A 4,961-nucleotide genomic window follows, 5' to 3' on the forward strand; every position below is an offset into this window, starting at 1 on the left:
GGCTCAGTATCCGCATTTGGTGGCTCAGTCGTCCGCATTCGGTGGCTCACAAGTCCGCACTAGTGGCTCTCTGTATCCGCAATACTCAAGGGTAGAGGAATAGAAAGACTCATAAAGAATAAGTGATGAAGAGAGTACTTTGATCGTGGGGTGAGCAAGTGGAATTGAACGAGGCAATCATCGAGCGAATGAAGGAGCTCGCAGCGGAGCATGGTATGACAATCCATCAAGTCATTCAAAAAGGTGGACTGAATCAAGCAACGATCTCCGAACTAATGAGCGGACGAACCAAGCATCCTAAAGTGAGCACGATTCAAAAATTTTGTAGTGGTTTAAATATTTCATTAACCGATTTTTTTGACAGTAACAAATTCGATTGATTTGAATATGTTCTTGTGAGATATATGGTTTAAAAATTGTTAAATTCATTTAAAAAAGGGCTTTAAGAATCTTAACAAACAGATTCTTGAAGCCCTATAATTTTTAATTTTAAATAGATACATAATCCATCTTCGGTCTTTATTTATGAATTAAACTAAATCCCAACGCTTTAAGTCTTCCAAATACCATCGATAAGATAGTTTATACTCATCGTCTGTTAAATTTCTAGCTTCTACAACTAATTTCTTAACACCCTCATCTACAAATTGTATTCCGCTTGCTAATGCAGATATATAAGACCCAATCTCTTCAGATTGATTTCTTACTAAGAATCCAGTGATGTGCTTATCGTCAAGACTTTCTAAAATTATATCAACTCGACGGCCTTCCATTTCATCAAGAATTAACTGATTGTATGCCGCTTCTTTCTCGCTTTTATACTTATATTTCCGGTTTCTTCTTTGATTATCTTTTAGTTCCCACTGAAACTCTTTTTTCTCTTTTGAGGTAAAGACTTTATTTAGAATCTTCACATCATCAATTTTTAAACAACAAAAGATTTTATCATATTGAAGTTGATCATCATTTATTAAATCCATAATTACTTCTTTGTCAATTTCCTCAGCCTTATATCGTTTTATTAATCTTTCCACAACGATTTCCTTGCTAAGGACAAGTTGATGTTTTCGATTTTGAAATTTATTGTGAAGTATTTCGTAATTCATCGTTTAATCCTCCTAAATCAGACGGGACTACCATAAAATGCATGACACTTAGGTGTCCGTTTATATGGATGCCAATGGTAATGTTAGATTAGCACCATCTCGTTTTACGCCACGTAGTTTAGCGCCAGTTAAATCAGCACCACGCAGGTCAGCTTCACGCAGGTTAGCTTCACGTAGGTCAGCGTCTCGTAAGTCAGCGTCTCGTAAGTCAGCGTACTGTAAGTCGGCGTATCGTAAATAAGCGTCAGTTAGGTTAGTTGCACGTAAATCAGCGTCTCGTAAGTCAGTGTTAGTTAAGTTGGCATGACTTAGATTGGCTTCATATAGGTTCGCGCCTCTCAGATGTGAACGTTCTAAGTCAGCGTGAGTTAGGTTAACGCCACATAGCTGAGCATAACTTAGATCAGCCTCACTTAGAGTAGCGCGAAAGAGATAAGCGCCTTTTAAATCAGCATGACGTAGGTTAGCGCCACCTAGTTTAACGCCACCTAGTCTAGCTTCGATTAGGTCAGCTTCACTTAAATCAGCGCCAGTTAGATCAGCGTTAGTTAGGTTAGTGTTACTCAAATTGCTACCACTTAAATTAGCGTCAAGTATGTAAGCGTCAGTTAAGGTAGCGTGACTTAAATTACTGCACTTTAAATAAGTGCCATCTAGTTTTGCGTCAGCTAGGTTAGCTTTACTTAAGTTAGCGCCACTTAGATCAGTACCATCGAGGCAAGCGAGACTTAAGTCAACACCACTCAAATCAGCGTCAGTTAAGTTAGTTTCATATAGGTTAGAGTCACTTAGGTCAGCGCCACATAGTTTAGCACCAACCATTTCTGCGTGACTTAGGTCAGCACGAAAGAGATAAGCTTCACTTAGGTCAGCGCGAAAAAGGTAAGTTTCAATTAGTTTAGCGTCAGTTAAATCCACGTCAACTAATTTAGCGTCAGTTAGGTTAGCCTCACTCAGGTCAGCGCCCACTAGGGTAGCTTCACTTAGGTCAGCACCACGTAATTTAGCGCGAACTAGGTTAGCTTTACTTAAGTCAGCACCACGTAATTTAGTGTAAAATAAGTAAGCTTTTTTTAAGTAAGCGCCACTTAGTTTAGCGTCAGTTAAATCGGCACAAAAGAAGTAAGCACACTGCCCCTCGTCTTCGTCATCATGCCATTTTTTATGGTTGGTTAGGATGTCGCTAAGTTGTTTTGGGGTATAGGTATTCATTTTGTTCCCTCCTATAATTTCATAATTCCGAACGTTTATAATGACGCCAACTATATCTTGGACGATCAGATGATTTCACGACTGAATGGCTGACGTGAGCGTGGGTAAGTAGGATAATCTCTGCATCAACAAAGTATTTCTGGTGTCCGAGTACAACAAAGAGCACAAGCAGTGCAAAATTCATCCTTCTAAATTTAAAAGTAAGTATCCTTGGTTAAAGTGTAATGAATCTACTTTATTATGTGTTATTAATTTTCCAAATTAAAAAAACGCTTAAGTCTAACTTCTACATCGACTCAAGCGCCTTTCATTAATGATTTATTTAGACTTTAAATATCTTTTCAATTCATGATAAAAGTTTTCTCGTGTTCCAGCTAAGATAACGACAATCAATTCCCCGTCATCCCCCACTTCAATGCTGTAGGCAATCTCATAGACGGTCCCCTTATGCCTGAAATCATAACCCCTGATGCCGGCCAGATCTCCTGTCTTAAACTCGCCAATTTCAGGGTTACTTACAATCTTTTGAAGATTTATTTTATACAGCTCACTAAGTTGTTTATCTTTCTTTTTTAGCTTCTCAAAATATTTTTTGGCTGCTGGATGAAATAAAATCGGTACTTTGTCATTCAATTCAAATCAGTCCTCATCGTCATCTCCGAATAAATCATCTATTGATGTAGGCTTAGTGCTTGTTGCTTCCTTGATCATTTGTGAAATAGCCGGACGAATCATATTTTTACGGCGTTGAAATTCTTTCAAAATGTCGTTCCCTGTGAAGCCCTCTTGAATAACATCTGCTAATATTTCTTCTGAGAAATCATCCGTATGTGTTCTTACTGGTTTGATATTAATAACTCCGTCATTCAGTTCCATAATAATCTCTTTTTCAATACCGATCGCATCAAAGAATTCTTTTGGAATGGCGATTTGTCTTTTGCTGGAGACGGCAACCTTTTTCGTTTTCGTTGCTAACATGGTTTATCTCTCCTTTTTTCACTTTACCATTTTAATTTGTGTAATTTATTTTCGCTCGGCTTTTTCATTTGTTTGTTTTTTGTTCGCTGATTGTTTTGTTTTTTTAATTTACATACGGTAAGAATTCTTACTTTTTACTTACACTAACTATATATCACTATCTGAATTAATTCAATCTTTAACGTGAAATAATATCAATCCATTTGTATACATGTATACAAATGGAGAAAAGTTTGATACGTTAAAGTTACAAATAAAAAAGGAGGCACTAAAATGACCAATCAGCTTGATCTCTCACAGCAGGAAGCAATTGTTGTGACATTTGGAAACTTCAAAGGCGGCACGGGAAAGACAACGAATAGCACGATGCTCGCTTACGCATTGGCCAAAAAAGGCTATCGTGTGTTGCTCTGTGACCAGGACCCACAAGCAAATGCGACTACCTTGTTCTTGAAGACGAAGGCTGCACGAGAAGATGATTACATTACCTTCGAGAAAACATTGATGGCCGCAATGCAAGAAGGCGATTTAAGTAGCATCGTCACAGAAGTTACGGACAATCTGTTCCTACTACCTTCATTCAGTGATTTCGCGCAGTACCCGAAGTTTCTTGAGAAAAAGTTTGAGAAAGAAGTGGACCGTGTGACGTACCTTTCTACTCTTCTCGAACCTTTAAAGAGCGAGTTCGATTTCATTTTTGTGGACGTCCCTCCCACTATCTCCATCTATACGGACTCAGCACTTTATGCCTCTGATTTCGTAGTCGTCGTACTTCAGACACAGGAACGAAGCTTACAGGGCGCCGAGGTATTCACACAGTACCTGCAGACATTGCTGGATGACTATCATGCTGATTTTGACATTCTTGGAATCCTACCGGTTCTTCTTAAAAATGGTGCAGCAGTAGACATGGCAACGCTTGAAAATGCCAAGAATGTATTCGGATCGCATAATCTTTTTGAAGGCGTGATCAAGAACATGGAGCGTTTGAAGCGCTATGACATTACTGGAATCGTCGAGGAAGATATGCACGACAAACGTGTCATGGAGACATATGCAAAAGTTGCAGAGGAGTTCTTACAGCGTCTCGAAGCAGAAATGAATTACGTGGAACAGGGGTGAATAATATGTCAGATTTGATTCAAAAACCAGCGAAAAAGCGGTTGCTGGACCGTAAGGGTGCAGCGGCGCCGCAACAAACATATAAAGCTGAAGTATCTGAAGACAAAACAGTGGAATCGAAAGCTACTGTTCAGAAAGAAACTTCAAACAAACGATCAGCTAAGAACTCCGTCAATATGGGTTCAAGCACTGTTCGTGTATCGAACCTCACAAAAAACAAATTGTCAGCGTTAGTGACGATGGGCAAAGCGGATTCGGCAGATGCAATTATTTCTACGATGATTGACGAGTATCTGGAGCTATTCTCTTCCAATGAGAGAAAAGAATATGAGCTGATTCGAGACGTTTTGATGATGAAGCATAGTAAATAAAAAAGGCAGTCCATAATGAACTGAGCCTTAGATATTGATGAACGAGGCTGGGACATAACTAGCCGGCTTTAGAGCTTTTTAAGAAAAAGAGGGGTCCGGTCACCGATTTTCGGTGGCCGGACCCCTTCTTTGCACTTCCCCCGATGCCTTTGGCGATGAACTTCCGTAGGTT

Annotated in this window: 7 protein-coding genes; 3 read left to right on the top strand and 4 right to left on the bottom strand. The window is 39.3% G+C overall.

Features of this window, described 5'->3' with window-relative positions; translation table 11 throughout:
* Nucleotides 1-188: 188 nt before the first annotated feature.
* On the top strand, nt 189-380 hold the full coding sequence (locus tag KNP76_RS15305; protein WP_214845014.1) for a helix-turn-helix domain-containing protein: 192 nt from the start codon (nt 189-191) through the stop codon (nt 378-380).
* Between the two features lie 150 nt (nt 381-530).
* On the opposite strand, the gene KNP76_RS15310 is transcribed toward KNP76_RS15305, so the two are convergent.
* From KNP76_RS15310 to KNP76_RS15325, 4 genes are all read right to left on the bottom strand, one after another.
* A complete protein-coding gene (locus KNP76_RS15310; protein WP_214845015.1) occupies nt 531-1,106 on the bottom strand; it encodes a hypothetical protein in 576 nt (191 codons plus the stop codon).
* Between the two features lie 60 nt (nt 1,107-1,166).
* On the bottom strand, nt 1,167-2,318 hold the full coding sequence (locus KNP76_RS15315) for a pentapeptide repeat-containing protein (RefSeq protein ID WP_214845016.1): 1,152 nt from the start codon (nt 2,316-2,318) through the stop codon (nt 1,167-1,169).
* 318 nt (nt 2,319-2,636) lie between these two features.
* On the bottom strand, nt 2,637-2,951 hold the full coding sequence (locus KNP76_RS15320; protein WP_214845017.1) for a type II toxin-antitoxin system RelE/ParE family toxin: 315 nt from the start codon (nt 2,949-2,951) through the stop codon (nt 2,637-2,639).
* Between the two features lie 6 nt (nt 2,952-2,957).
* Entirely contained in the window at nt 2,958-3,296 is a 339-nt protein-coding gene (locus KNP76_RS15325; protein ID WP_214845018.1) for an AbrB/MazE/SpoVT family DNA-binding domain-containing protein, read from the bottom strand.
* Between the two features lie 273 nt (nt 3,297-3,569).
* On the opposite strand from KNP76_RS15325, the gene KNP76_RS15330 reads away from it, so the two are divergent.
* Both KNP76_RS15330 and KNP76_RS15335 read left to right on the top strand, forming a co-directional pair.
* Nucleotides 3,570-4,418: a ParA family protein gene (locus tag KNP76_RS15330; protein WP_211781031.1), complete on the top strand. Its 849-nt coding sequence runs from the start codon at nt 3,570-3,572 to the stop codon at nt 4,416-4,418.
* A gap of 5 nt (nt 4,419-4,423) precedes the next feature.
* On the top strand, nt 4,424-4,789 hold the full coding sequence (locus tag KNP76_RS15335) for a DUF5388 domain-containing protein (RefSeq protein ID WP_026824348.1): 366 nt from the start codon (nt 4,424-4,426) through the stop codon (nt 4,787-4,789).
* Nucleotides 4,790-4,961 lie beyond the last annotated feature (172 nt).

Source organism: Exiguobacterium sp. s150 (genome assembly GCF_018618435.1).
Taxonomy (GTDB): Bacteria; Bacillota; Bacilli; order Exiguobacteriales; family Exiguobacteriaceae; genus Exiguobacterium; species Exiguobacterium alkaliphilum.

Coding starts and splice junctions, on each gene's coding strand:
- KNP76_RS15305 (WP_214845014.1), top strand. CDS start 189: ATGAAGGAGCTCGCAGCGGAGCATGGTATGACAATCCATCAAGTCATT.
- KNP76_RS15310 (WP_214845015.1), bottom strand. CDS start 1,106: ATGAATTACGAAATACTTCACAATAAATTTCAAAATCGAAAACATCAA.
- KNP76_RS15315 (WP_214845016.1), bottom strand. CDS start 2,318: ATGAATACCTATACCCCAAAACAACTTAGCGACATCCTAACCAACCAT.
- KNP76_RS15325 (WP_214845018.1), bottom strand. CDS start 3,296: ATGTTAGCAACGAAAACGAAAAAGGTTGCCGTCTCCAGCAAAAGACAA.
- KNP76_RS15330 (WP_211781031.1), top strand. CDS start 3,570: ATGACCAATCAGCTTGATCTCTCACAGCAGGAAGCAATTGTTGTGACA.
- KNP76_RS15335 (WP_026824348.1), top strand. CDS start 4,424: ATGTCAGATTTGATTCAAAAACCAGCGAAAAAGCGGTTGCTGGACCGT.